Source organism: Psychroserpens luteus (assembly GCF_015319355.1).
Taxonomy (GTDB): Bacteria; Bacteroidota; Bacteroidia; order Flavobacteriales; family Flavobacteriaceae; genus Psychroserpens; species Psychroserpens luteus.
In genome coordinates, this window is the sequence record NZ_JADILU010000001.1 from 56,457 (window position 1) to 83,062 (window position 26,606).

Genomic DNA, 26,606 nt, shown 5'->3' on the forward strand with positions numbered 1-26,606 from the left:
AGCTTATGGCAAAAAACGAATATCGCATCTACGTCGTAGAATTATCCAAACGAGTATTTACAGAAAACCGAAAGTTTAGAGAAGCTAATCCGCAATTTAATGGTGTGTTAGAATGTCTCTATGTTGGGATGACCAGTAAAACACCTAAAGAGCGATTTTTACAACACAAAACAGGACATCGTAATAAGAAAGGCTACAAGATTTCTGCTAACATCGTAGAAAAATACGGTTCCTATTTAAGACCAAGTCTCTACAATCATATTGATCCAATTTCTACTAGAGCAGAAGCGCTTAAAATGGAAGAAACCTTAGCTTTAGAGTTGAGAAGACAACGTTATGCGGTTTGGTTTAATTGACAAATTCCTGCGAGCACAGAAATCTATAAAATTTAAAAAATAAAGAACCTTCAACCTAAGTTAAAGGCTTATTGAGGTGTCAATCCATGTTTTTTAATCGTTGTATTGGACCGCTGTATTATCTTAATCTAAATTTTCTTAAAATTTAAGAATAAAAAAACCTTCAACGGAAGTTGAAGGTTTTTTGAGGTATAAGATATTTTCATTTGAACCGCTAAAATACTTTAATACAAATTTTCTCAAAATTTGATAAAAAAAAAGAGCTACTTAAAAGTAACTCTTTCTTGAGGTGTCGAGCGGATTCGAACCGCTGTAGTTGGTGTTGCAGACCAAAGCCTAGCCACTCGGCCACGACACCTTTTATAATTTTAAAAAGGTATCTCGTTATTTCTAGCGAGAGAGCAAATTTATAAAAAATTACCGTTTAACAATACAAACGTTTACTTTTTTCGTCTTTCGGTCATTTTAATCGTTACACTTTCAACATCTCCACCAATTGGAGGATTCAATTTACTAACGCTAACCGTTGCTTTTTTTATTAGTTTTTCTTCAGCAAATATTCGTGTCAACATACGTTTTACAACTGTTTCTAGTAGTTTAGAGGGTTTTTGCATTTCCTCTTTTGCTATTCTATTAAGCAATACATAATCAACAGTATCACTCAATTCATCTGTTTTTGATGATTTTTGAAGATTTGCCTTAATTTCTATATCTACACGATAGTTACTACCAATTTTAGTTTCTTCTTTTAAGCAACCATGGTTTGCAAAAACTCTTATATTTTCAACTTTTATTATTCCCAAAGCATTCTATTTTAAAACAAATATATGACGCAAATATTTAATAACTTTGCCTTATATTTTTAAAAAAATGTCTGAAGAAACAAAATCGCTCAATTTTATAGAGCACATCATAGAGGAAGATTTAAAAAACGGGCTATCAAAAGACAAGTTACGTTTTCGTTTTCCGCCAGAGCCTAATGGTTATTTACACATTGGTCACACTAAAGCTATTGGTATTAGCTTTGGTTTAGGTGAAAAATACAAAGCACCAGTAAACCTTCGTTTTGACGATACCAATCCAGCAAAAGAAGAGCAAGAATATGTTGATGCTATCAAGCGTGATATTGAATGGCTTGGTTATGAATGGGCAAATGAGTTATACTCTTCAGATTATTTTCAAACACTTTATGATTGGGCAGTTCAACTTATCAAAGATGGTAAGGCTTATATAGATTCACAATCGAGTGAAGCAATGGCAACTCAAAAAGGCACACCAACAAAGCCAGGAATTGATGGACCATATCGCAATAGATCTGTAGAGGAAAATTTGGATTTATTCCAAAGAATGAAAGCGGGAGAGTTTGATGAAGGATCTCATGTTTTAAGAGCAAAAATAGATATGCAACATGTAAACATGCACATGCGTGATCCATTGATGTATCGTATTTTAAAGAAACATCACCACAGAACAGCTAATGATTGGTGTATTTACCCAATGTATGACTGGACACATGGCGAAAGTGATTATATAGAGCAAATTTCTCACAGTTTATGTTCTCTTGAATTTAAGCCTCATAGAGAGCTTTATGATTGGTTTAAGGAGCATGTGTATGGTTACGCAGCAAATGAGTTACCAATGCAACCAAAACAACGTGAATTTGCACGTTTAAACTTAAGTTACACAATTATGAGTAAGCGAAAGTTACTCAAATTGGTTCAAGATAATGTTGTTTCTGGTTGGGATGATCCTAGAATGCCTACCATTTCTGGTTTGAGACGTCGTGGTTATACACCAAATTCTATTCGCACATTTATTGATAAAGTAGGGGTTGCAAAGCGAGAAAATGTCATTGATGTATCATTATTAGAATTCTGTATTCGTGAAGATTTAAACTATGCTGCTCCAAGAGTGATGGCTGTTTTAGATCCAGTAAAAGTGATCATAACCAATTATTCAAATGATAAAGTAGAATGGTTAGAGGCAGAAAACAACCAAGAAGATGAAACCGCAGGTTTTAGAAAAGTTCCTTTCTCTAAAGAAATTTATATTGAAAAAGCAGATTTCAAAGAAGAAGCAAGTAGTAACTTTTTTAGACTGAAATTAGGAGGTGAAGTACGACTTAAAAACGCTTATATAATAAAAGCAGAAAGTGTTGTTAAAGATGCTGAAGGAAACATCACAGAAATCCACTGTACATATACAACAGATACCGAAAAGAAAGTCAAAGGAACCTTACATTGGGTCTCTATCCAACATGCTATAAAAGCTAAGGTTAGAGAATACGATCGTTTGTTTATGGACGAAGCTCCAGACAGTCACCAAGACAAAGATTTTATGGAGTTTATTAATCCAAACTCGCTTAAAACTATTGAAGCTTTTGTAGAACCTAGTTTAGCAGATGTAAATATTGGTGATCGTTTTCAATTTCAACGTTTAGGGTATTTTAACGTAGATGATGACTCTAAAGCAGATCATTTGGTGTTTAATAAAATTGTAGGTTTAAGAGATTCTTGGGCAAAACAAAAACCTAAGCCTCAACAACAGAATCAAAACAATAACTCACAGCAACAAAATAAACGTCCAGCGATAGAGCAGATAAAATCATACGGTAAAAAGTATGATAGAATGAAAGACGACCAAAGAGCAAAAGCTAAAGCTGAAATTCAGGAATTAGCCAAAAATGTGTCTTATGAAGATGTTGAAGCTCTCTTTGGAACTTCAGCTAAAAAAGTAGGAACGAGAATAATAACAATGATAAGTTTAGGTGTTTTACTAGACAACGGATTAGAAAAAAACGATGCTATCAACGATTTTATTTCTAAAGCGCTGGATGATAAAAATGAACTTTTAGTAGCTGAGGCAAAGGCAATCTAAAAGCCTCTAATCGTTTTTTCGTAAATTACAAGCACTAACTATAACCAATTTATCATGGGATTTAATTATTTAGCAATACTTGTTACAGCATTAGTGCCTATTGTTTTAGGTTTTATTTGGTACAACCCAAAAGTATTTGGTGCTGCCTGGATGCAAGCAGCAGAAATGACAGAAGCCAAAATGAAAGGTGGAAACATGGCAATCATCTTTGGTGTGTCAATTCTTTTATCACTTATACTAGCGTTTTTTACAAACTTCTTAGTGATTCATGAATTTGGAGTTTACGGTTTAACCGAAGGTCAACTGGATGGAGCAACAACTCAAGCATTTCTTGAAGAGTTTGAAGGTAAATGGCGTACTTACAGACATGGAGCATTGCATGGAGCGATGTCAGGTGTAATGTTTGCGCTCCCAATCATTGCAATTAATGCTTTATTTGAACGTAAAAGTTTTAAATACATAAGTATAAATGCAGGTTATTGGATTGTTTGCTTGACAATTATGGGAAGTATTATTTCTGGATGGACTGCATAAATTTTAATCATTTAATACATACAAAAGGCTTTAAATCATATTTTCAGCCTTTATTTTTTTGCATTGATAGACTTTAAATTATACAACTCAGTTAAAGATTTACCTCAAGCTTGGGACGAACTTCTGGTTGATGATGTTTTCTTAAAAACACCTTTTTTAAAAGCCTTAGAACATTCGAGTCCAAGTAATATTTCTACATATTTTCTTGGTATTTTTTCTTCGGAAATTTTAGTTGGCATTGCTATTATTCAACGTGTTGAAATGTATTTTGATGACGTCTTTAGAAAAACTTCAAACCAATTTTTTAAACGCTTCGGAAAAGTGCTCATCTCAAATATTGTTAAAGGAAATGCACTCATAGTTGGTAATTTAATGCACACAGGCCAACATGGATTGTATTTTAATCCAGAACACATAACTCAAGATCAATATCTAAATACGATTTCAGAGGCTTTAAAAGCATTGTCAAAACAAATTAAAATCACTCATAAAAAGAAGATAAGAATCATTGCTTATAAAGACTATTTTGAAGAGGATGCGATTCATAGGAGTGAGGCCTATTTCCGAAGAGAAAAATTGTACAAAGCACAAGTGCAACCTAACATGATTTTTGATGTAAAGACAGAGTGGCAATCACCTCAAGATTATATCGCAGCTTTTAATAAAAAGTATCGTAGTCGTTATAGAACTGCTTTAAAAAAGAGTAATAGTATTGAGAAGAAAGAGCTATCTCTGGATGATGTACTCTCGCTTGGTGATCAATTATATCAATTGTATGAGAACGTGTCTGATAACGCAGGAGTCAACTCATTTAAGCTGCATGAAAAGCATTTCTATAATTTAAAATTGGAGCTTAAAAATGATTTTAAAGTATTCGGTTATTTCATTGATGATAAACTTATAGGATTCTATACGTTGATTTTAAATCACAGTAAGTTAGAAACTTATTTTTTGGGTTATGATCAAGAGTTTCAGCATCAACATCAAATGTATCTAAATATGTTATTTGATATGGCTTCTTTTGGGATTGAACACCAATTTAAACAGGTGATTTTTGCAAGAACTGCAATGGAAATTAAAAGTTCGGTTGGTGCTAAACCTCACAATATGTATTTGTATTTAAAACACACCAATAATGTCATTGCGAATACGGTTTTAAAATTGGTGGTAAAGTATGCAAATCCAATAAGAGATTGGGAAGAACGACATCCTTTTTAAATGTGAAATTAGAGTTAAATATGTATTCTAATTTTGTATTCTAATTTTGAATTTGTAGGTTATATATTCATCAATACCGATATATTATGAACGATACAACAAGACAGATACTAACAGATATTTCAAAAGTTACAAGTGATATTGAAGCGAATTACCCTGAATTACAAAAATATCTAAGTGAGACTCAAAGCACATTACCAAAAGGTAATAACCAAAGTGCTACTACAATCAATGAAAAAGAATTAAATTCTTATTTAGAAGAGCTAAAAAAAATGGTTTCAGAATATAAGGATAAGCATTAGAAATAAAAATGCCCTTCACTTGATTATGAAGGGCATTTTAAGATTTACTTTTCTTTATTTTTTGCATTCTTCATAGCCTCGCCAATTTGATTACTAGCAGTAAAACTTGCAACCATATCATTAAGCATTTGACTTCCTGCTTGAGGAGAATTTGGTAATAATATCAAATTACTATTGGTTTCCTGACCCAAAGATTGTAATGTGTCATAATGCTGTGTAACGACTATTAATGCAGAGGCTTCTTGAGAATTAATCCCAACTTTATTTAAGACTTCTACAGATTCTTCAAGACCACGAGCAATCTCACGACGTTGATCTGCAATACCTTGACCTTGTAAACGCTTACTTTCTGCTTCGGCTTTTGCTTTCTCTACGATAAGAATACGAGCAGCATCACCCTCAAATTGTGCAGCAGTTTTTTCTCTATCTGCAGCATTAATTCTGTTCATCGCAGCTTTTACTTGTGCATCTGGATCAATATCTGTAACTAAAGTTTTTATGATGTCAAATCCATAATCTGACATTGCATCATTTAATTCTGCTTTTACAGCCAATGCAATATCATCTTTTTTTACAAAAACATCATCTAGTTTCATTTTAGGTACTTCTGCACGAACCACATCAAATACATAAGATGTAATTTGATCATGTGGATAATCCAATTTATAAAAGGCATCATAAACTTTGGACTTTATTACTCGATATTGAACAGAAACCTTTAAACGTACAAATACATCATCTAAAGTTTTGGTCTCAATAATAACATCCAATTGCTGAATTTTTAAACTTAATTTACCAGCAATTTTATCAACTAAAGGGATTTTAAATTGAGGACCAGATTGCCTAATACTTTGAAACCTACCAAAACGCTCTACGATTGTAGCAGTTTGTTGTTTAACGATAAAGAAAGAAGAAATTAGTATAATTAAGCCTAAAATGGCAATTGGTATGTAATAAAAATTTTCCATGGGAGTTTTTTTTAATAGTTAGATAAAATAATCAGTTACTAAATTAAGTTATATTTGTTCAACTCACACATTGAAATCATGCAAAAAAAGCAGTTTATACTTTTAATAGCGTTTTGTTTAGGTTTTGTTACAGTTTCTGTAGCTCAACACAAAACATATAAGATAAAAAACGGAATTGGATTAATAGGAGGAATCACCCAATACGATATCAAAACAGATAATTTTGTAACCAAAAGTGGTGAGGGTTTTATTGGTGGAATGATTGCTACAGTAGATATACCACACAAATGGTACACAGTTAGTTATGGTTTCCAGTTTTCTCAAAATTCACTTGAAATTATGGGAAGACCAAGTTTAACTACCATAACTCAAACACCTATAGAATATGATATTAAAATGGCACAAGTAGCATTTTTGTTGCATGTAAAATTAATATCAGATTATGTGACTCTAGATTTAGGTCCGCAATTACAATTCAATAGCGGGTTAGAATTAAAAGAGGACAGTCAAGAGAATTTTATCATAGAAGGATACGATAATTTGTTTGCCGAAGACCTTAGTGATATTTCAAAATTCAACGCTAATGGAGTTATTGGTGCTTCTGCTGGTATTGGAAATTTTAAATTACGTGCTGCTTACAGTTACGGATTTACAAATATCTTCGGAAAGTTGAACGACAACGATTTTAATCTAAGCAATGCAGATCGTTTTGAAGGAAATCAAACCATGTTGTCTTTTGCTTTAATGATTACATTCTAAAATTTTTAGCTATCATTTTTAATTCTGAAATCCATCTAAAACGGTTTATAATATTAGTCATCATGAGGCAAAAAAAAATCTCTTAAATTTTTAAGAGATTTTTGATGGTTTCTATGCTGTATATAATTCGCGATATTTAACAATATAGGAATTTAATCTATCGAATTGGAGTTTTGAACCCTTAATCTGAACAGTTTCTTTAAATTTTAAGAAACCATATTGATCTAAGAATTCACCTATTGATGTATTGAGGAATGATGAAGACATGGAAATATCCGAACCAATTTCTAAAAGAATTTTGTTGTGATTAATACAGGCTTCTTGTAAAATGTTGAAAAGCACAATTCCTTCTTCATTTGAGCTAGAATTTTTAACTATATCTTTCAATATCAAATTTTTCATAATAAAAGATTTTTAACTATAACGTACAAAATGTGTGCAAAAGTATACATAAATATAACAATATTTTGTTAAAAATCAAATATATGTTGTGATTCATCCTTTTCTTCGAAAGTATTTAAGTCAACTTCAACTTTTATCAAAGTCCCTTTGAAGTCATATCCCATATTACCAGCTCTATAGACTTCTCCTGCTCTTTTTAGAACAACACCCTTGTTGGAAATAATATTTAAAACACCATTAGAGCTTTCTGTTAGCTCTAAAATATTATTTAATCCAAAACCTCTGTTTCTAGGTGTTGATTGAATCGAAAACCCCTTTTCTAATGACTTTAAAATAGCTTTCCAATCTTCAATATTATCTGTACCATCAATGTCCGAGTTTTTTATTGCATGAGGAATTCCTTGACCAAAGTCGCAAACAGAAAAAGAGATTTTATTGTTTTTTGGATAATATTGAGTAATAATATATCCTGAAACTGAAGATTGAGAATGGTCAAAAATATTATTAAACACTTCATCTATATTTGAAGCTAAAGGAACTAAATCTTTGTTGTTTGTAAATTTTTCAAAATAAACTTTGGCATAATCAGAATAAGAATAAATCATATTTTTACAGATTTTCCAGAGACATAAGGTCGTTTCGTTATGTGATATGGTAAATTTTTCCCTATCAAACCCTTCTTTCCAATATTCCTTAAATTTAATATTAAATAGATGATTATTAAAACCGTCTGTACCTCTGGTAAAAGAAACTTTACAACCAGTAACATGAAAGCTTTCAATTAAACAAGCTAAAATTACAAAGTGATCAGTTTCCATGAATCGAACACTGTTAAAGTCAACTATAAGGTGATCAAGTTCTCCAATTTCACTTAAACTTTCACTTACAAATTTAAACCAATCTTTAGCTCTTTGGCTTGAAGGAACGCTTAGTGTATATTCTTTCATTTGATTCAATTAATTAAGTGTTATTAAATGATCAATACGTTTCAAGGTTTCTGCTTTTCCAATCATATAAATAATATCAAATACGTCTGGACCTTGAAGTGCTCCAACAAGCGCTAAACGTAATGGCATCATCACTTTTCCGAAGCCAATCTCATTAGAAGTAATCCAACCTTTTACAGTGGTTTGTAAGTTGTCTACTGTGAAATCTTCAACACCATTTATTAGCTCTTTTACTTTAGATAAAATATCTGCTGTATCTTCTTTAATTGCTTTTTTAGAAGCCTTTTCATCAAATTCTTTAGGTGTAACAAAGAAGAAATGACTTAAGTCCCAAAAATCACTTACAAACGTTGCACGCTCTTTAATTAAAGCAATGACCATTTCTATATATTGAGCATCAATCTCTTTTAATTCTGCTCTTAAATCTTGAAATGAAATAGCTAAATCATGATTATCCTGCTCTTGCATGTAGTGATGATTAAACCACTTAATTTTATCTGGATCAAATTGCGCACCCGATTTACTAACTCGTTCTAAACTAAACGCATTAATCAATTCATCCAGATTAAAAATTTCTTGCTCTGTTCCTGGATTCCATCCTAAAAACGATAAGAAATTAATCATAGCGTCTGCAAAATATCCGTCTTCTTTATAACCTCTAGACACATCTCCAGTTTTTGGATCTGTCCACTCTAAAGGAAACACAGGGAATCCTAATTTATCACCATCACGCTTGCTTAATTTTCCTTTACCTGTTGGTTTTAGGATTAATGGAAGGTGAGCAAATTCTGGAGCATCCCAACCAAAAGCATCATACAATTGATAATGTAATGCTAATGATGGTAACCATTCTTCACCACGAATGACATGAGAGATTTCCATTAAGTGGTCATCCACAATATTGGCTAGGTGATAGGTTGGCATTCCGTCACTTTTAAATAATACTTTATCATCTAAAACATTGGTGTCAATTTTTATATCACCACGAATAATATCTTTTAAATGCAACGTTTCATCTTGAGGTGATTTAAACCTTATCACATAATCTTCACCAGCATCTAATTTCGCTTTCGTTTCTTCTGCGGAAAGCGATAAAGAATTACTCAATTTGAGTCTGTTGTGCCAATTATAGATAAATGTTTTTCCTTTAGCTTCGTGATCTTTTCTATGGAAATCTAAAGTTTCTGAAGTATCAAAAGCATAATAAGCATGACCTTTTTCTATCAACTCATCTGCATATTGTTTATACAAATGCTTACGCTCACTTTGACGGTAAGGTCCAAACTTTTCGTTTTTTCCAACACCTTCATCAAATGGGATTCCACACCAATTTAGAGATTCTACGATATAATCTTCTGCACCTTCCACATAACGGTTTTGGTCTGTATCTTCTATACGAAGAACAAATGTTCCCTTATGTTTTTTAGCGAATAGATAATTAAAAAGCGCTGTTCTAACGCCTCCAATATGTAAAGGTCCTGTTGGGCTTGGTGCAAAACGCACTCTAACGGGTTTGTTCATGATTTTTATTTTGAAGGCACAAAGATATATTGATATGACTAGAGAACAAAGAAAATATAGTAGAGACTAAATTTTACTTTGAAAACTTTTAATTAGCTGTAATTTTTTCTATCATTGATAATTAATCAAATAAGCAAACGCTTGACGGTCTGTGAAAAAACTAGCAACAAAATAAAAATTAGAAAAGAATACTATGAAAAAAATCTACACCTCACTAATTATTTTTGCGCTAAGCATAGCCTCTGTTTTTTCTCAAGTTACTGATGTAGTGCTGCTACCTGGGTCAAATCAACCTAAAAGATTATTTTTAGTTGATAATATTTTATATTTTTCTCAAGCAACTAAAATATCTTATATCGACATTACTGAAACTGACCCTGTACATACAGTATTAATTTCAAACTTAAATAGTCCTGGTGGAATGGAGATTAAAGATAACTTTCTATATATCGCCCATTTTGGAGATGGTGATGTTATTAAAGTCGATCTTGATGATCCTACACCAAGCATTATTGATGTCACATTTTTTGGCAATACACCAAATATGCTCAAATTTAACGGCAATGATTTATACTTTACAGATAATAATGGTAACAGGATATATAAGTATGATATCACTAGTAGTTCTCCAACTGCTGAAACGTTTGTTAATACTCCAAATAACAGTTCTCCAATTGGTATAGATATTAAAGATGGGATTTTATATTACAGCCAAGCAAATATGGGAAACATACTTAAACTTGACCTTAACAATCCTAATGGAACGCCTATAGAAGTTGTCTCAGGCCTAATTCGTCCAATAGGTATAGAGTTTAAAGGCAACGATTTATATGTAGCAGATGTAGATGGAGATAAAATCGTAAAAATAGATGTTACCCAATCACCAACTATCGCTGAAGATGTTGTGACAAATTTAAATTTACCTACGGACATTACCTTTGATGGAGATATTATGTATATATCTCAACTCAACAAAATATCAAAAATAGATTTATCATTAAGTGTTGATGAATTTTCTACAAATAATATTGTTTTATATCCTAACCCAACAAAAGATTACCTTACAATATCTAACCTTCAAAGCGATTTAAATTTTGATATAAGTGATGTAAATGGTAGAGTCTTAAAAAAAGGTGTTGTTTCTCCAAATACCAATATAGATGTATCATCGCTATCACATGGGTATTATTTTATAACTTTTGATGGTGTTTCTAGTATTACTAAAAAGTTTATAAAGAACTAAACTGAACAAAACGATAGATTTATGCAGTAGCGGAAAGTGCAATACAGAAGCCACACAAAACTGTGACTGCGACTGAAAACTAATCCAAAACCATCTCTTTAGGCACACGTTTATTCATAATACTAAACCATAAAGGAGGCACCATTGCCAAAACCACAGAGGTTGGATAGCCAAAAGGCATTTGCGGACTCTCATCATGGCAATCCAAGACTTGATATTTCTTTGAAGATTTAAAATGATGATCACTATGACGAGTGAGTTCATAGAGTACAATTCTACCAATAACATGGTTAGAATTCCAGGAATGCATTTCTTTAACACGTTCGTATCTGCCAGATTTTGTTTTAAGGCGTAACAATCCGTAATGTTCTATGTAATTGACAGATTCTAAGAGTAGAATCCCTACAATTGCTGCGGAAATTGAAAACAACAACCCAATACTTCCGAAGAACAACAACACAGTCATTAAATATCCAATTTGGAGTAAAACATACCAAAACATGTCGTTTTTGACCGAAAAGAAACCCTTTTTGTTGGTTTTTAATAGTTTTATTTGAATTTTCCATGCTTTCAAATATTGTCTAAAAACGGACGTAAACCAAAAAGAATAGACAGATTGATTATATCTTGCTGTTGCTGGATCTTCTGGAGTTGCTGCATGTAAATGATGTCCAAAATTGTGCTCAATATAGAAATGCATATATAAAGCAGGTAACAATAATGCTTTGCCTAAAAAACGTTCATTTGTAGATTTTCTGTGACCTAGTTCGTGAGCAACATTAATTCCGTTGACGCCTAAAACAATACCTACTGAAAAGATGATACCAATCAATTCATAAGTTTCAATTGGAGTGTTTACAGCTTCGTATATTCCGAAGAAAACCAATCCATAAACGATTGGTAAATTAAGATAGAGTAACCAGTCAAAGATCTTTTTTTTGAGTTTATGATCAACGTCTTCCGAAGATAAATTTTCAGTTTCTATAGGGAAAATAAGTTCCAGTATTGGAATGATTACAAAAGAAAAAATTACAGTAAGAAAAGCGAATGATCCTTTAAAATAGATACTAATAAAAGCAACTATTGGAATTGAAAAAGCAGCAAGATATTTGAGGTCTTTCATGGAGAAACTAGTTTTGAGTTGGTCTTCATTTTAACACAGCTCCTCGAAATTAACAGAATCTTACCAATTTTAGGCAATTACACATAAAAATAAATTCTATATTGTGAAGTAGTTTGAACTTTTTCCATTCACTAAAAAATTGTTCTTTTTAGTCCATTTTTGACTTTTTTCAATTCCGTAGCGATGCTATGCAAGTAAAAAAGCCTTCAAATGATCAAAAAATTACTAATTTTCGTTTAAATGTTAAAATTTAAACTACTTCATTGAGTTATTTAACTGTATGGCAGGAAATTTTAAAAATATTCAAGGCAAATTAGAGCAATTTATCAAACGTTATTACACGAATGAATTGCTTAAAGGCGCCATTTTATTTTTTGCCATAGGTTTACTGTATCTCATAGGAACTTTACTTATTGAGTATTTTTTATGGCTGAGTCCAATGGCAAGAACGATTTTGTTCTGGGTATTTATAGCGGTAGAAATTTCCTTGTTTGCTAAGTTCATTTTATTCCCAATTGCGAAATTATTTAAGCTTCAAAAAGGAATTGATTATAAAGAGGCATCGCAAATTATAGGAAACCATTTCCCAGAGGTGAATGATAAGTTGCTTAATGTGCTTCAACTTAATCAAGACAGTTCACAATCTGAATTGCTAGAAGCTAGTATTGAGCAGAAATCTGCCGAATTGAACCCAATTCCGTTCAAATTGGCTGTAAACTTCAATAAAAACACCAAATATTTAAAATATGCTGCAATTCCGATAGCTATTTTACTATTGTCTTTTGTAACAGGAAAAATCAATTGGTTTAGTGATAGCTATGAACGTGTTGTGAATTACAATACTGCTTATGAGCCACCTGCACCTTTTCAGTTTTTTGTAGTTAATGAGAATTTGAAAGCCATAGAAAATAAAGATTTTAAGGTTACCGTAAATACTGCAGGAGAGATCATACCCGAGAATACACAAATCCATTTTAATGGTCAGTCGTTTTTTATGCAACAAACTGCTCCAGGACAATTTGAGTATGTGTTTGCTCAACCCAAAGAAGGATTGTCTTTCAGTTTGTCTGCAAATGATGTCTTGTCAAAGAATTACACTTTAGATATTATAAAAGTACCAACATTAGTGAATTTTGAAATGGTATTGGATTATCCTGCGTACACCAAAAAGACAGATGAGGTATTGAAGAGTACGGGAAATTCTACAATTCCGGAAGGGACAAATGTCACTTGGAAAGTGAATACCAAATCTACAGAAGAGGTGGTATTTTATTCTAAAGATACGGTTGCTTTTGAGCCTATTTCCGAAGGAAAATTTGAAGCATCAAAACGCATTTACAATAATACAGATTATAGTATTAGCACGAGTAACAAGGAATTAAAAGACTACGAGAATTTGGCGTTTTCAATCAATGTGATTAAGGATAATTATCCTGAAATGAACGTCAAAATGGAAAAGGATTCTTTAGACAATCAAACCTTGTATTTCCTCGGGCAAGTGAGTGATGATTATGGGTTGAGTAAGCTTCAAATGGTCTATTATCCAAGTAAAAACCCAGAAAATAAGTCGTACGAAGTGATGAACGTCTCAAAATCTAATTTTGATGAGTTTGTAAGTGCGTTTCCTAATCAATTAAACCTTGAGGAAGGAGTGGATTATGAGTTATATTTTCAGGTGTTTGATAATGATGTGCTTCATAAATATAAAAGCTCCAAAAGTTCGGTTTTTAGTTATAGAAAGTTGACTAAAGATGAAGAAGAACAAAAACAATTAAATGAGCAAAACGAAACGATTAAAGATATCAGTAAAACGTTTGATAAACTAAAAGACCAGGATAAAGAGCTTAAAGAAATTTCTAAAACTCAAAAGGAAAAAGAAGAGCTTAATTTTAATGATAAAAAGAAGTTTGAAAATTTTATCAAGAGACAGAAAGCTCAGGAGCAATTGATGAAAACTTTCAATAAGAAATTAAAAGAGAACATTGAGGAATTTCAGAATGAAGATAAAGAGAAGGATAAATTTAAAGAAGATTTACAAAAGCGTTTAGAGGAGAATGAAGAGCAACTTAAAAAGGATGAAAAACTTTTGGATGAGTTGGAGAAGATGAAGGATAAAATCAATAAGGAAGAGTTTACTCAAAAATTAGAAGAGTTAGCAAAGCAGAATAAAAACAAGGAGAAAAGTTTAAAGCAGCTTCTGGAATTGACAAAACGTTTTTATGTGGCTAAGAAGGCAGAAAAATTGATGAAAGATTTGGAGAATTTAGCTGAAGAGCAGGAGAAGCTTTCCGAAGAAAATAAAGAAAAGAACACCAAAGAAGAACAAGAGAAACTGAATGAGAAGTTTGAAGATTTCCAGAAGCAAATGGAAGATCTTGAAAAAGAAAATAAGGAGCTTAAAAAGCCAATGGATTTACCTAAGGACAAACCAACTGAGGAATCTATAAAGCAAGATCAAAAAGAAGCAACAGAAGCTTTAGAAGAGCAAAAAGAGCAAGACAAACAAGAGGAAGCAGAACCACAAGATCCTCAAGAAAAGAAAGAGGAACAAGAAAAGCCAGAAGGTGAACCTCAAGAAAGTCCTGAGGGACCACAGCAAAAAGCTAAGAAAAAGCAAAAGCAAGCTGCTAAGAAAATGAAAGAAATGACTCAGCAGATGGCTCAAGCGATGTCAATGGGTGGAGGAGAACAAATGCAGGAAGATATTGATGTGTTACGTCAAATTCTAGATAACCTCGTGTTGTTTTCTTTTGATCAGGAAAACCTAATGAATGATTTTAAAAGCATAGAAGTCAACCATAATGAATATGGTAAGTTTTTAAGAAAACAAAATGACTTACGAGAGCATTTCGAGCATATTGACGATAGCTTATTTTCATTATCATTAAGACAACCTGCTATTTCTGAGCGTGTGAATTCTCAAATAACAGATGTATTTTATAATATAGATAAAACTTTGGGTCAACTATCTGAAAATCAGTTATATCAAGGTGTTTCGTCACAACAATATACGATTACAGCTACCAATGAATTAGCGAGTTTCTTGAGTGATGTGCTTGATAATATGAATCAAGAAATGAATCCATCAATGGGTCAGGGACAAGGGCAAGGTGAGCAACTTCCAGATATTATTATGAGTCAAGAAGAACTCAATAAAAAGATGGAAGAAGGGATGAAGAAAGGTGAAAAAGGAAAGAAGCCTAAGGAAGGTGAGAATGGTGAAAGTGGGGAAGGAAAAGAAGGTGAAAAAGAAGGCGAAGATGGAAAACCTAAAGGCGGTAAAGATGGCAAGAGCGGAAAAGATGGTGAGAAAAAAGGCGAAGGTGAAGGAAAAGGTGGAGAAGGTGAGGGAGAAGGCGATAGTGAATTTCAAAATGGAGAATTGTATCAGATTTACCAAAAACAACAACAACTACGTCAGGCTTTAGAAAAACGCTTAGAAAAAGATGGTATCAAAGGAGGTCCTGGCGGACAATTATTAAAAGACATGGAGGAGATTGAATTAGATCTCATTAATAAAGGATTTACAAATCAAACGCTTCAAAAAATGATGGAATTACAACATCAACTTCTGAAATTGGAAAATGCCACATTTATGCAAGGACAAGATAATAAGCGTAAATCTGAAACAAATAATAAGACTTACGATAATACGGTTCCTAACCAAATCCCAAAAGCTAAAGAATATTTTAATACTACTGAAATTTTAAACCGCCAAGCATTACCTTTGCAGCAAGTTTATAAAAAGAAAGTTCAAGAGTATTTTAAGAAAGTCAATGATTAGTTTTAACTACGAAACCAATTTTAAATTGGATGATGAAACAAAAGTTTCTGAATGGATATCCAATACCATTTCAAATGAAAAATGTAATGAAGGAGAAATCAATTACATCTTTTGTGATGATGATTATTTGCATCAATTGAATGTTCAATTTCTAGAACATGATACCTTAACAGACATTATTAGTTTTGATTATTCCATCGGAAAAGAGCTACATGGAGATATTTATGTTTCTATTGAAAGAGTTGCTGATAACGCTAAAGATTTCAAGGTAGATGTTTCCGAAGAATTGAAACGTGTTATTATTCATGGTGTACTTCATTATTGTGGATATAAAGATAAAACAGATGATGATGCTAAACTTATGAGAGAGAAGGAAGATTACTATCTAAATGCTCTTAATTAGTGTATTAGTATTTCAACGTATATTTGCAAAAATTCTTGTCGACGCAGGAATCTTATTGTTAGAAAATCACATCAATTTATTTGTGAAATTCGCGATGAAAAGAATTTAAAAAAATAGATTTCTGCTTTGGTAGAAATTAATATGTTCCACGTGGAACAATACATAAAATTATGTTCAACGAAGTTTATGATGTTATAGTTGTTGGAGCAGGTCACGCAGGAAGTGAAGCTGCTGCATCTGCTGCAAACATGGGAAGCAAAACATTGCTAATTACCATGAATTTACAAAACATTGCTCAAATGTCTTGTAATCCTGCAATGGGTGGAATTGCTAAAGGGCAAATAGTAAGAGAGATTGATGCGCTTGGTGGTTATAGCGGAATTGTAAGTGATACTTCTGCGATTCAATTTAAGATGTTGAACAAATCTAAAGGACCTGCAATGTGGAGTCCAAGAGTTCAAAGTGACAGAATGCGCTTTGCAGAAGATTGGAGATTATTACTTGAGCAGACTAAAAATTTAGATTTCTATCAAGAAATGGTCTCTGGATTATTAGTAGAAAATCATAAAGTGATTGGTGTAAAAACATCATTAGGTTTAGAGATAAAAGCTAAAACTGTTGTCTTAACAAATGGAACATTTCTCAATGGATTGATCCATATTGGAGATAAAAACTTTGGTGGTGGAAGAGCAGGAGAAAGAGCAGCAACAGGAATAACAGAACAACTTATTGATTTAGGTTTTGAGTCTGGTAGAATGAAAACAGGAACACCTCCAAGAGTTGATGGACGCTCTTTAGATTATTCTAAAATGGAAGAACAGCCTGGAGATGTACAACCTGAAAAGTTCTCATATTTAGAATCTATCAAACCATTAAAAGAACAACGGTCTTGTCATATGACGTATACGAGTCCTGAGGTTCATAATTTGCTTCGCGAAGGTTTTGATCGTTCGCCAATGTTTAATGGTAGAATTCAAAGTACTGGTCCTAGATATTGTCCGTCAATAGAAGATAAAATAAATAGGTTTGCAGATAAGGATAGACATCAATTATTTGTTGAGCCAGAAGGTTGGAATACTTGTGAGGTTTATGTGAATGGATTCTCTACATCGTTACCAGAGGATGTTCAATTTAAAGCATTACGATCTGTCGTTGGATTTGAAAAAGTGAAATTTTTTAGACCAGGTTATGCAATAGAGTATGATTATTTTCCGCCAACACAATTAAAGCATACACTAGAAACTAAGTTGGTTGATGGTTTGTTTTTTGCTGGTCAAATTAATGGAACCACAGGTTATGAAGAAGCAGCTTCTCAAGGTTTAATGGCAGGAATAAATGCTGCTCTTAAAGTTCAGGAAAAAGAAGAGTTTATATTAAAACGTAATGAAGCTTACATTGGTGTTTTGGTTGATGATTTGATAACTAAAGGAACAGAAGAGCCTTATAGAATGTTTACTTCTCGTGCAGAATATAGAACGTTATTACGTCAGGATAATGCAGATTTTAGATTAACTCCAAAAGGTTACGATTTAGGTTTAGCTAGCGAAACGCGTTTACGTAGAATGGAAAAGAAGCAATCTCAATCTGATAATTTAATAAACTTTTTTAGAGATACTAGTGTGAAACCTGAGGATGCTAATCCGGTTTTAGAATCTAAAAATTCGGCTTTGGTTAAGCAATCTGATAAGATGTTTAAGTTGTATTCTCGACCTAATATTACTTCGGAAGATATGCGACGTTTTGATGTTGTAGAACAATACATCCAAGAACATGATTTAGATAGAGAAGTAATTGAGCAAGCAGAAGTACAAATCAAATATTCTGGTTATATAGAAAAGGAAAAGAATAATGCAGATAAGTTGAGTAGGCTAGAGGATGTGAAAATACCATCTAACTTTGATTATACAAAGTTGAAATCTATGAGTACTGAAGCCATCCAAAAGTTAACTAAAATTCAACCAGTAACGATTTCTCAAGCATCAAGAATTAGTGGAGTTTCTCCTGCGGATGTTTCTGTATTGTTGGTTTATATGGGACGCTAGTTTTATTAGATTCTACTATCTAAATATTACTTGAAATTTAAATAAATATAAAATGTTTCACGTGGAACATAGTATACATAACACAAAATAAATCTTCTATTTGTGATTAACTCAACTGAAAATAAAGCGTATTTAAGTGTCAAAGATCATTCCGTTTCCGGAGAAGAATTTGAGTTGATTTATAATAAAGAATTTGATTTCCTTGAAACGTACCCTCAACCTTCCGAAGAGAAATTAGGAGATTATTACGAGAGTGAAGATTACATCTCTCATACAGATGCCCAACGAAATCTGTTTGAAAAAGTGTATCATTTTATAAAGGGAATTGCACTAAAACGAAAACTGAAACTTATTAATTCTTTTAATTCCGAAGAAAAAAAACTCCTAGATGTTGGATGCGGAACAGGTGATTTTTTAAAAGTTGCTAAAGATAATAATTGGACAGTTTCAGGAATTGAGCCAAACGAAAATGCGAGAGCAATTGCAAATAAAAAAACAAGTGATTCGGTTTATGACATAGATCACTTATTAAAATTTGAGACTAAGAGTTTTGATGTTATTACGCTTTGGCATGTACTTGAACATTTACCAAACTTAGAATCTCAGATAGCGGTTTTTGAATCACTCTTAAAACCAAATGGTAGATTAGTGATTGCTGTGCCAAATTATAAAAGCTACGATGCTAATTATTATAAAAACTTTTGGGCAGCCTTTGATGTGCCAAGACATTTATGGCATTTTTCTCAAACTTCAATTTCAAGATTAGTTGCAATAAAAAACATGGAAGTTGTAAAAACTGCTCCTATGATTTTTGATGCGTATTATGTATCGCTACTTTCTGAAAAATATAAAAATGGATCTATGAATCCTTTCAAGGCATTTTGGATAGGGTGGAAGTCGAATAGTAAAGCGAAACGCTCTAGCGAGCATTCCTCTATGATTTACATCATTAAAAAGAGCTAAAACGCATTTTTAAGCGATTTAAGCGACTTTCTCTTATAGATTTAAACAAGTATATTGGATTTAATAGTTATGAATCTCAATACGTATTTAAATGGATCGATATTGATTGATTATAATTATATACTTGAGTATTTCTATTAATAATTTTAATAGTTAGTTTTTAATAAAAATTCATCCACTTTATTACATTTGCAGAAAATAAATAAAAAACATAAAATGAAAAAAATATTAGGAGCACTTTCAATAGTACTTGTTTTAGCATCTTGCCAAGAACAGAAAAAAATGGCATTCGTTAATAGAACAGATGTGATTAATGACTATCAAGAAAAAATTGATGTTGAGGCTAAATTTAAAGCTAGAGAAGATCGTTTTAATAAAAGATCAGATAGTATCGGTAAAGCGTTTCAATTAGAATACAGACAATTTGAAGTTGCAGCAGCAAAAATGTCTCCGGCAAAACAACAAGAACAAGGTCAGGCATTCAATCAAAAGAGTCAAATATTGCAACAGCAATTGCAATTTGAGCAGCAGCAATTACAACAAGCTTATGCTACAGAAATGGATTCAGTAATGACAACCATGAAAACATTCGTAGAAGATTACGGTAAGAAAAACGGTTACAGCTTTATTTTTGGTACAAGTGATGTGACAACTACAGTGATGTATGGTGAAGATGTTAGTAATATCTCTGATGTTGTTTTAAAAGGACTTAATGATTCTTATAAGAAAGAAGAATAATCTTTATATCTCATAAAATTTAAAAAGCCGACTTATTTTAGTCGGCTTTTTTATGCAATAAAACCAGCTATTTTTATGTTAGCTATTTTATGTCTTAATGAATTGAATACATTCTATTTAGTAAAAATGGGTAAATCACTATGAAACAGTTAAATAAAGTTAATTAGAATAATATTAACTTTTACTTTAGTTCTTATTTATGTAACAAATTTAACTTAGATGCGTCCTTAAGGCACAATCAAATCACAAAACCAATCAATCAAAATGAAATATCTAATTTTAGGCTTTTGTCTATTATGCAGTTCTTTAATTCAAGCTCAAGAAAAGTACAGTGTTAGAGGTACAATTAAAGATTTTAGTAATGGAGAAACCTTGCTTGGAGCAACTGTGTTTTTAAAAGGAACCTCAAATGGAGCAGTAACTAATGAGTACGGTTTTTTCTCTTTAACAGCTCCAAAAGGAAGTTATACTCTAATCATTTCTTATATAGGTTATGAAAGCATCAGTCAAGACATTGAATTAAATGCAGATCAAACCTTAAATTTTGAACTTAAAGAATCTGCGACAAGTTTAAACGAAGTCGTTATTGTTGCAGATGAGCCAGAGCAAGTAAGCATTAAGAAACCACAAATGAGTGTTTCTAAACTTAATGCAGGCACAATTAAGCAAATGCCAGCTGTTCTTGGAGAGGTAGATGTCATAAAGTCCATTCAAATGCTTCCTGGTGTTACTAATAATGGTGAAGGTTCTTCGGGATTTAATGTAAGAGGAGGAGCTGTAGATCAAAATTTAGTACTTCTAGACGAAGCAATTATTTATAACACTTCACACTTTTTTGGGTTTTTCTCAGTATTTAATGCAGATGCCATCAAGGATATTAAGCTTTATAAAGGCGATATTCCTGCAAAGTTTGGAGGACGCGTATCGTCGGTTTTAGATGTCAGGCAAAAAGATGGAAACAATAAGGATTTTAATATAAATGGAGGTATTGGTTTGATTTCTAGTAGATTAGCTGTTGAAGGACCAATAGTTAAGGAAAAGGGTTCTTTTTTAATTGCTGGAAGAACATCTTATGCACATTTTATCATGAAAGGTATAGACGAGTTAAAAGATGATAAAATTTCCTTCTACGATTTGAACTTAAAAACCAACTACGAAATCAATAAAAACAACAGAGTTTATTTGTCTGGTTACTTCGGAAGAGATGTTTTTAACATCTCAAAAATTCTAAAAAATAATTACGGAAACGCAACAGCAAACCTTCGATGGAACCACATTTTTAATGATAAATTATTTTCAAACTTATCTTTAATTTATAGTAAATATGACTATCAAATTGTTCTTGATTTTATTGAGTTAGATTGGATTTCAGACATTAAAAACTACAATATAAAGTACGATTTTAAATATTATTTAAGTGATAAAGTAAAACTCGATTTTGGAGTTAGTGGTATTTCATATAATCTCAATCCTGGTGAAGTAAGACCAACCTCAGATTCATCACCAGTTAACTATTTAAAACTAGATGAAAAACGTGCTTTTGAAGGTGGATTATATGTAAGTGCAGAACATCAAATTACAGACAAGCTTACAGCGCAATATGGTTTAAGATACAGCGCATTTTCTAGATTAGGAGGTCAAAATATGACAAACTATATCAATAATCAACCAGTGGTTTATAATAGTCAACTAGGTATCTATGAACGAGGAGAAGAAGCGTCTGAAACCTACTTTGGTAAAAGTGAAAGTATTCAAAACTATGATGGTTTTGAACCACGACTAGGATTATCATACCAATTAAATGAGGTGTCTTCAATAAAAGCAAGTTTTACAAAGTCTACTCAATATTTACATTTATTATCTAATACGTCATCTGTGACACCTTTAGACGTTTGGACGCCTAGCGGAAAATACATCAAGCCACAGCGTTCAACACAATATGCTATTGGTTACTATAAAAACTTTAAGGATAATACCTACGCATTAGAGTTAGAAACGTATTACAAAACAATTGATAACAGAATTGATTACATCGACGGGTCAGATTTAATAGGAAATAATAACATTGAAACTGAAATTTTAAACGGAGAAGCCAGAGCATACGGTTTAGAGGTTTTACTTCGGAAAAATAAAGGGAAATTCACAGGTTGGCTAGCTTATACATTATCAAAATCTGAACAACGCACATTAGGAGGTCAAGCTGGAGGTCCAGGAATTAATAAAGGAAACTGGTATAACACACCTTATGATAGAACACATGATATTTCACTAACAGGAATTTATAAACTCAATGATAAATGGAGTTTAAGTTCTAATCTCGTGTTTCAAACAGGTAGACCAGTAACCTATCCAAATGGGCAATATAACTATGAAGGATTTTCTGTAGCAACCTATTCTAGTAGAAACGAAGATCGTTTAGCTGCCTATCACAGATTAGATGTTTCGGCAACATATACACCAAATAATAAACCAGACAATAGGTGGAAAGGCGAATGGGTGTTTGGTATTTATAATCTTTATAATAGACAAAATGCAGCTTCAGTAACGTTTACTCAAAATGATCAAACAGGTTTAAACGAAGCTACAAGACTTTCAATTTTTGGTTTGATTCCATCAGTAACCTATAATTTTAAATTTTAATAACATGAAAACATATATAAAAGGCATCGCATTAATAATAGGATTTTCATTTGCATCCTGTGAGGATGTTATTGATGTTGATGTTCCAACAGGACAAATCAGACTCGTTATTGAAGCATCTTTAGATTGGGAAAAAGGGACTTTAGGTAATAATCAAACTATTAAATTAAGTACGTCAACACCTTACTTTGAAACTGAAGTAATTCCTGTAGTGACTGGAGCGTCTGTGAAAGTTGTCGATATGGATACCAATCAAGAATATGTGTTTATAGACCAAAATGATGGTAGATATACAATTTCAAACTTTGTCCCAATCATAGGTAATACCTACAATTTAGAAGTCATTTACGATAACGAAACCTTTACTGCCACAGAAACATTAATCGCTGTTCCAGATTTTAATAGCATTACTCAATCGACAGAAGGTGGATTTGATGACGAACTGTTAGAAGTCAATGTGTACTTTGATGATCCAGCAGATGAAGACAATTATTACCTTTTTAGCTTTTATGAGCCAGGCGATTTATTTGCTAATGTAGACAACTTTTCAGATGAGTTTTTAAACGGAAATGAAATTTATAACTTTTTTGAAAAAGAAGATGATGATGATAACGATCAAGCTGCTTTTCAGCCAGGAGATACAGTAGAAATCTCTTTTTATGGTATTTCAGAACAATTTTATAATTTCTCAAGTATAATAATAGAGCAATACTATGGAGGAGGCGATCCTTTTTCTTCAACTGCAGCAGAGGCAAGAGGAAATTGTATCAATGAAACCAACAGTGACAATTATGCCTACGGATATTTTAGAGTAACAGAAGTTGTTAAAGCATCATACACATTTCAATAAATAAAAAGATATAATGTAGTTGAAAGCCAGTTAATTTAGCTGGCTTTTTTGTGTAATAATCTGGTGAGTTTTATAGATAAATCGGTAAGTATAATCTTAGAATTCCCATTACGCTCAATGTGATAAATGGCGTTTTGAAGTTCTTCGGAAATTTCCATAATATTATTACCGTGAACAAAAGGAGCAAACTTTTCGAGTTTAAACGACGATTTTGGTTCCATAAAAACCAAACTATCTGCATTATAATTCAAAAGTAATGCTTGACGGAAAAAATCTAAACAAAAGTTCAAAAACTGCTTCTGTGTTTCACGACCAGTTTTTGCAATAGTTTCACTCCATGAAATTAAATCGTGAATGGCACTTTTGTTTCCTTTCGCTTTAAAAGCAGAACGAATCCAGAACACAAACCAATCTTCAAACTGAGTGTCTTCACTATCGCTATATACAGTATCACAAGCTTTATTATAGTTTCCGTTGGCTTGATGTGCAATTTTGATAGCATCAGGCTCAGGAATTTGATAATTTTTTAGCAAAGCCTCCTTAATAACACCTTCTGCTAAAGGCGGAAAATGTAAAACCTGACAACGCGATCTAATCGTATTTATAATTTGCTCTTCATCTTCAGCAATTAAGATAAAGACGGTTTTATTTGGCGGTTCTTCAATGAGTTTTAAAAGCTTATTCGCAGCAGCAGTATTCATTTTCTCTGCCATCCAAATCAGCATTACTTTATAACCACCTTCATAAGATTTTAGTGATAATGCTTTAACAATATCGAGCGCTTCATCAACACCAATTTGACCTTGTTTATTATCAATTCCTAAGATTTTATACCAATCAAATAAGTTTCCGTAAGGTTGTTTGTCAACGAGCTGTCTCCATTCTTCCATAAAATGTTTAGAAACAGGATGCTTTTTTACTTTATCTGTTGTTGCTACAGGGAACACAAAATGAAGATCAGGATGTGATATGTTTTTAAACTTGAGGTTACAGCTTTCATTACCATTAGAATTCTCGCCTTCAGTATTTTTACACAACAAATATTGCGCGTAGGCAATTGCCATTGGTAAGGTTCCAGAACCTTCTGGACCAACGAATAATTGCGCATGAGGTGTGCGTCCAAAATCAGCACTTTTGGTAAGGTGATTTTTAATGTGTTCTTGTCCTAAAATTTCAGAAAATAGCATAAAGCAAATATACTTTTTTATTTAAATCTTTAAATAACTAATCACTGCAAACGTTTTCGTTAAAAAACAACTTTTATCAGTTGGTTTTATTGGTTACATTTGTGAAACAATTTTTTAATAAAGGCAATAGATGAAGACTTTAAATGATTTCAATTTCAAAGATAAAAAAGCATTAATTCGTGTAGATTTTAATGTACCACTAAATGAAAAATTTGAAGTTACAGACGCAACGCGTATTGTCTCTGCTAAACCAACAATTATTAAGGTTTTAGAAGATGGTGGTAGTTGTATTTTGATGTCACATCTAGGGAGACCAAAAGGTGTAGAAGAGAAATATTCTTTAAAACATATTGTCAATAAAATTGAAGATATTTTAGGTGTTGAAGTTAAATTTGTTGAGGATTGTGTTGGACCAAAAGCAGAAGAAGCTGCTGCGAATTTACAGCCTGGAGAAATATTATTACTAGAAAATTTACGTTTTCATCCAGAAGAAACTGCAGGTGATAAAGCGTTTGCAGAGCAACTATCAAAACTAGGTGATATTTATGTAAATGATGCCTTTGGTACTGCACACAGAGCACACGCTTCTACAACGATTATCGCACAATTTTTCCCAGATCATAAATGCTTCGGAAAATTGCTAGCTCAAGAAATTGAAAGTATCAATAAAGTGATGCAAACTGGAGAAAAACCAGTTTTAGCAGTTCTTGGGGGCGCAAAAGTATCTTCAAAAATTACAATCATCGAGAATATTTTAGATAAAGTAGATCACCTAATTATTGGAGGTGGTATGACATATACGTTTGTAAAAGCTCAAGGCGGAAGCGTTGGAGATTCTATCTGTGAAGATGATAAAATGGAATTAGCGCTTGAGATCTTAAAACAAGCTAAAGCTAAAAACGTACAAATCCATTTACCTGTAGATGTTATTGCTGCAAATGATTTTGCTAACGATGCAGATACCAAGATTGTTGATGTAAACGCTATACCAGACGGTTGGCAAGGTCTCGATTGCGGACCAAAATCTAACGCCATTTTTCACGATGTGGTCATGCAATGCAAAACTATTTTATGGAATGGTCCTTTAGGTGTTTTTGAAATGGAGAATTTTGCTGGCGGAACTATCGCTCTTGGAAATTCTATTGCAGAAGCAACTAAGAATGGTGCATTTTCACTTGTAGGTGGAGGAGACTCTGTTGCTGCTGTAAAACAATTTGGTTTTGAAAACAAAGTGAGCTATGTAAGTACAGGTGGAGGAGCCATGTTAGAAAGTCTGGAAGGTAAAACCTTACCAGGAATTGCTGCTATTTTAGATTAATACCAAATTAACCTCAAAATAGTCAATTAAATTCGTTTCTATTTTCTACATATTTCAATATAAAATAGAACCGTAACTAAGGCTATGCTTATATTTTCTATTTCTTATTAAAAAAATATAACTCAAATTTATTATTAACCATTTTAAGGTTAATTTGGTATAAGAGCTAATCATTGTTTTTACTTCGGAAGAATCTTACATGCATTGTTAAATTGTGTCGTTAAACTTTCATTTTAGCTAAAAAAGTACGATTTTAGCTCACGAACTCATTTAAACTTTTTCAATTTGCTAAAAAATTAATCTTTTGCACCATGTTTTTGCCATTTTAAATTTCCGTAGCAAGGCTATGCAAATTTAAAATAACTTCAACATAGCACAAAATCTTTAATTTTCGCTATAACTTAAAAAGCTTAAACGAGTTCGACTTGTCG

Annotated in this window: 22 protein-coding genes and 1 tRNA gene; 15 read left to right on the forward strand and 8 right to left on the reverse strand. The window is 32.3% G+C overall.

The window, feature by feature from the left end; genetic code table 11:
* Positions 1 to 5: 5 nt before the first annotated feature.
* Complete coding sequence (locus tag IM744_RS00285) at positions 6 to 356, forward strand: ribose-5-phosphate isomerase (RefSeq protein ID WP_194506088.1); 351 nt, start codon at positions 6 to 8, stop codon at positions 354 to 356.
* 287 nt (positions 357 to 643) lie between these two features.
* Here IM744_RS00285 and IM744_RS00290 read toward each other — a convergent pair.
* Both IM744_RS00290 and folB read right to left on the reverse strand, forming a co-directional pair.
* A tRNA-Cys gene (locus tag IM744_RS00290) sits at positions 644 to 714 on the reverse strand.
* An 82-nt stretch (positions 715 to 796) separates the two neighbouring features.
* Positions 797 to 1,159: a dihydroneopterin aldolase gene (folB, locus tag IM744_RS00295; protein ID WP_194506089.1), complete on the reverse strand. Its 363-nt coding sequence runs from the start codon at positions 1,157 to 1,159 to the stop codon at positions 797 to 799.
* A 67-nt stretch (positions 1,160 to 1,226) separates the two neighbouring features.
* Here folB and IM744_RS00300 point away from each other — a divergent pair, with 67 nt between their 5' ends.
* The 4 genes from IM744_RS00300 (at position 1,227) to IM744_RS00315 (ending at position 5,287) form a co-directional block, all read left to right on the forward strand.
* Positions 1,227 to 3,233, forward strand: a complete 2,007-nt coding sequence (locus IM744_RS00300; RefSeq protein WP_194506090.1) for a glutamine--tRNA ligase/YqeY domain fusion protein — start codon at positions 1,227 to 1,229, stop codon at positions 3,231 to 3,233.
* A gap of 54 nt (positions 3,234 to 3,287) precedes the next feature.
* Positions 3,288 to 3,767, forward strand: coding sequence for a DUF1761 domain-containing protein (locus tag IM744_RS00305; protein ID WP_194506091.1), 480 nt, complete (start codon positions 3,288 to 3,290; stop codon positions 3,765 to 3,767).
* A 63-nt stretch (positions 3,768 to 3,830) separates the two neighbouring features.
* Positions 3,831 to 4,985 (forward strand): GNAT family N-acetyltransferase, encoded by a 1,155-nt coding sequence (locus IM744_RS00310; protein ID WP_194506092.1) that lies wholly within the window; start codon positions 3,831 to 3,833, stop codon positions 4,983 to 4,985.
* 86 nt (positions 4,986 to 5,071) lie between these two features.
* The gene (locus tag IM744_RS00315) at positions 5,072 to 5,287 is read left to right on the forward strand and encodes a hypothetical protein (protein ID WP_194506093.1); all 216 of its coding nucleotides are present in this window, start codon (positions 5,072 to 5,074) and stop codon (positions 5,285 to 5,287) included.
* Between the two features lie 44 nt (positions 5,288 to 5,331).
* On the opposite strand, the gene IM744_RS00320 is transcribed toward IM744_RS00315, so the two are convergent.
* A complete protein-coding gene (locus IM744_RS00320) occupies positions 5,332 to 6,255 on the reverse strand; it encodes an SPFH domain-containing protein (protein WP_194506094.1) in 924 nt (307 codons plus the stop codon).
* 78 nt (positions 6,256 to 6,333) lie between these two features.
* Here IM744_RS00320 and IM744_RS00325 point away from each other — a divergent pair, with 78 nt between their 5' ends.
* Positions 6,334 to 7,014, forward strand: a complete 681-nt coding sequence (locus IM744_RS00325; protein ID WP_194506095.1) for an outer membrane beta-barrel protein — start codon at positions 6,334 to 6,336, stop codon at positions 7,012 to 7,014.
* Between the two features lie 111 nt (positions 7,015 to 7,125).
* On the opposite strand, the gene IM744_RS00330 is transcribed toward IM744_RS00325, so the two are convergent.
* From IM744_RS00330 to gltX, 3 genes are all read right to left on the reverse strand, one after another.
* Entirely contained in the window at positions 7,126 to 7,416 is a 291-nt protein-coding gene (locus IM744_RS00330) for a DUF4325 domain-containing protein (protein WP_194506096.1), read from the reverse strand.
* Positions 7,417 to 7,484: 68 nt separating this feature from the next.
* On the reverse strand, positions 7,485 to 8,363 hold the full coding sequence (locus IM744_RS00335; RefSeq protein ID WP_194506097.1) for an ATP-binding protein: 879 nt from the start codon (positions 8,361 to 8,363) through the stop codon (positions 7,485 to 7,487).
* A gap of 9 nt (positions 8,364 to 8,372) precedes the next feature.
* Positions 8,373 to 9,884, reverse strand: a complete 1,512-nt coding sequence (gene gltX / locus IM744_RS00340) for a glutamate--tRNA ligase (protein WP_194506098.1) — start codon at positions 9,882 to 9,884, stop codon at positions 8,373 to 8,375.
* A 193-nt stretch (positions 9,885 to 10,077) separates the two neighbouring features.
* Between gltX and IM744_RS00345 the strand changes: the two genes are divergently transcribed.
* Entirely contained in the window at positions 10,078 to 11,127 is a 1,050-nt protein-coding gene (locus IM744_RS00345; protein WP_194506099.1) for a T9SS type A sorting domain-containing protein, read from the forward strand.
* Positions 11,128 to 11,206: 79 nt separating this feature from the next.
* Here the strand turns inward: IM744_RS00345 and IM744_RS00350 are convergent, their stop codons facing one another.
* A complete protein-coding gene (locus IM744_RS00350; RefSeq protein WP_194506100.1) occupies positions 11,207 to 12,250 on the reverse strand; it encodes an alkane 1-monooxygenase in 1,044 nt (347 codons plus the stop codon).
* A gap of 280 nt (positions 12,251 to 12,530) precedes the next feature.
* Here IM744_RS00350 and IM744_RS00355 point away from each other — a divergent pair, with 280 nt between their 5' ends.
* From IM744_RS00355 to IM744_RS00385, 7 genes are all read left to right on the forward strand, one after another.
* Complete coding sequence (locus tag IM744_RS00355) at positions 12,531 to 16,034, forward strand: DUF4175 family protein (RefSeq protein ID WP_194506101.1); 3,504 nt, start codon at positions 12,531 to 12,533, stop codon at positions 16,032 to 16,034.
* On the forward strand, positions 16,027 to 16,437 hold the full coding sequence (ybeY, locus tag IM744_RS00360; protein ID WP_194506102.1) for an rRNA maturation RNase YbeY: 411 nt from the start codon (positions 16,027 to 16,029) through the stop codon (positions 16,435 to 16,437). The genes IM744_RS00355 and ybeY overlap by 8 nt, the downstream gene beginning before the upstream one ends.
* Before the next feature lie 170 nt (positions 16,438 to 16,607).
* A complete protein-coding gene (mnmG, locus tag IM744_RS00365) occupies positions 16,608 to 18,479 on the forward strand; it encodes a tRNA uridine-5-carboxymethylaminomethyl(34) synthesis enzyme MnmG (protein WP_194506103.1) in 1,872 nt (623 codons plus the stop codon).
* A 105-nt stretch (positions 18,480 to 18,584) separates the two neighbouring features.
* Positions 18,585 to 19,442: a class I SAM-dependent methyltransferase gene (locus IM744_RS00370; protein WP_194506711.1), complete on the forward strand. Its 858-nt coding sequence runs from the start codon at positions 18,585 to 18,587 to the stop codon at positions 19,440 to 19,442.
* Between the two features lie 216 nt (positions 19,443 to 19,658).
* Positions 19,659 to 20,180, forward strand: coding sequence for an OmpH family outer membrane protein (locus IM744_RS00375; protein ID WP_194506104.1), 522 nt, complete (start codon positions 19,659 to 19,661; stop codon positions 20,178 to 20,180).
* A gap of 264 nt (positions 20,181 to 20,444) precedes the next feature.
* Positions 20,445 to 22,820: a TonB-dependent receptor gene (locus IM744_RS00380; protein ID WP_194506105.1), complete on the forward strand. Its 2,376-nt coding sequence runs from the start codon at positions 20,445 to 20,447 to the stop codon at positions 22,818 to 22,820.
* A gap of 4 nt (positions 22,821 to 22,824) precedes the next feature.
* Positions 22,825 to 23,670 (forward strand): DUF4249 domain-containing protein, encoded by an 846-nt coding sequence (locus IM744_RS00385; protein ID WP_194506106.1) that lies wholly within the window; start codon positions 22,825 to 22,827, stop codon positions 23,668 to 23,670.
* 35 nt (positions 23,671 to 23,705) lie between these two features.
* On the opposite strand, the gene IM744_RS00390 is transcribed toward IM744_RS00385, so the two are convergent.
* Complete coding sequence (locus IM744_RS00390) at positions 23,706 to 24,857, reverse strand: DNA polymerase III subunit (RefSeq protein WP_194506107.1); 1,152 nt, start codon at positions 24,855 to 24,857, stop codon at positions 23,706 to 23,708.
* 130 nt (positions 24,858 to 24,987) lie between these two features.
* On the opposite strand from IM744_RS00390, the gene IM744_RS00395 reads away from it, so the two are divergent.
* On the forward strand, positions 24,988 to 26,175 hold the full coding sequence (locus tag IM744_RS00395) for a phosphoglycerate kinase (protein WP_194506108.1): 1,188 nt from the start codon (positions 24,988 to 24,990) through the stop codon (positions 26,173 to 26,175).
* The last annotated feature ends 431 nt before the right edge of the window (positions 26,176 to 26,606 follow it).